Source organism: Streptomyces palmae, from assembly GCF_004684805.1.
GTDB classification, from domain to species: domain Bacteria; phylum Actinomycetota; class Actinomycetes; order Streptomycetales; family Streptomycetaceae; genus Streptomyces; species Streptomyces palmae.
The window spans coordinates 1-1,037 of the sequence record NZ_SRID01000726.1; the positions used below are offsets into that span (position 1 = coordinate 1).

Consider the following 1,037-nt stretch of genomic DNA (forward strand, 5'->3'; position numbering starts at 1 on the left):
CCGCGCGCCCCGGGCACTCCCGCCACCCGGAGCCGTTCCGCGGGCGGGGGCTCCCCCACCTGGTGCGGAGCACCCCGAACCATCAGGTAATATTTTCTCTGTCAGCGCGCGCCGCTAGCTCAGTTGGTTAGAGCAGCTGACTCTTAATCAGCGGGTCCGGGGTTCGAGTCCCTGGCGGCGCACCTGTGCAGGGGCCTCCTCGCCATCGGCGAGGGGGCCCCTGGTCGTATCGCTGGTCGATCGGGGAGGTCGCGGTGCACGGTCGCGGGATGGCACGCGATATCCAGGAGCGGATCAAGAAGCTGATCGTCGACCAGCGCCTGCCCTCCGGTGCCCCGCTGCCGACCGAGACCGAGCTGATGGAGCTGTTCGGGGTCAGCCGCAACTCGGTACGGGAGGCGCTCAAGGCCCTCCAGGCCATGGGCATCGTGGAGATACGGCACGGCTTCGGCACCTATGTGGGCCCGATGACGATGGCCCCGATGATCGAGGGCCTGATCTTCCGCACCGTCGCCGGCCACTACCGCGGCGAGGACAGCCTGCTCCAACTGCTGGAGCTGCGCGAGGCGGTGGAGACCGGACTGGTGGCCCGGCTCGCCGGGCGGATACCGGAGGCCGACCTCGCCGAGCTGGAGGCCCTGGTGGCCCGGATGGAGGAGGAGGCCGCCGCCGGCGCGGTGGGCGCCGACACCGACCGCGCCTTCCATGCCTCGCTCTACCGCCACCTGGACAACCCCCTGCTCAGCGAGGTCCTGGAGGCGTTCTGGGACGCCTTCCACCGGCTCCGCACCGACCTGGTCGACGTCCCCCAGGACCCCAAGGTCACCTGCGCCCAGCACCGGGGCATCCTCGCCGCGGTCCGCTCCGGCGACGCGGTACGGGCCGAGTCGGCGGTCCGCGAGCACTTCGGCAACATCCGCGACCGCCTCCGGCCGGGCCACCGCCCCTGAGGTCGCCCGCCGGCCCGGCCTCCTCGGATCCCGCTGGCGCGACCACCGCCGGCCGCCCCGTACGCGACGAGCCCCCACCCGAAGCGG

Annotated in this window: 1 protein-coding gene and 1 tRNA gene; both read left to right on the top strand. The window is 72.4% G+C overall.

The window, feature by feature from the left end; all coding sequences use genetic code 11:
• The first annotated feature begins 108 nt into the window (after positions 1-108).
• Positions 109-182, top strand: a tRNA-Lys gene (locus E4099_RS32325).
• 87 nt (positions 183-269) lie between these two features.
• Positions 270-950 carry a FadR/GntR family transcriptional regulator gene (locus E4099_RS32330; protein WP_135342636.1) on the top strand — a complete coding sequence of 227 codons (681 nt, stop codon included), beginning with the start codon at positions 270-272 and terminating at the stop codon, positions 948-950.
• Positions 951-1,037 lie beyond the last annotated feature (87 nt).

What these genes read in the sequence shown, in the direction of transcription:
- E4099_RS32330 (WP_135342636.1), top strand. Translation starts at nt 270, where the DNA reads ATGGCACGCGATATCCAGGAGCGGATCAAGAAGCTGATCGTCGACCAG.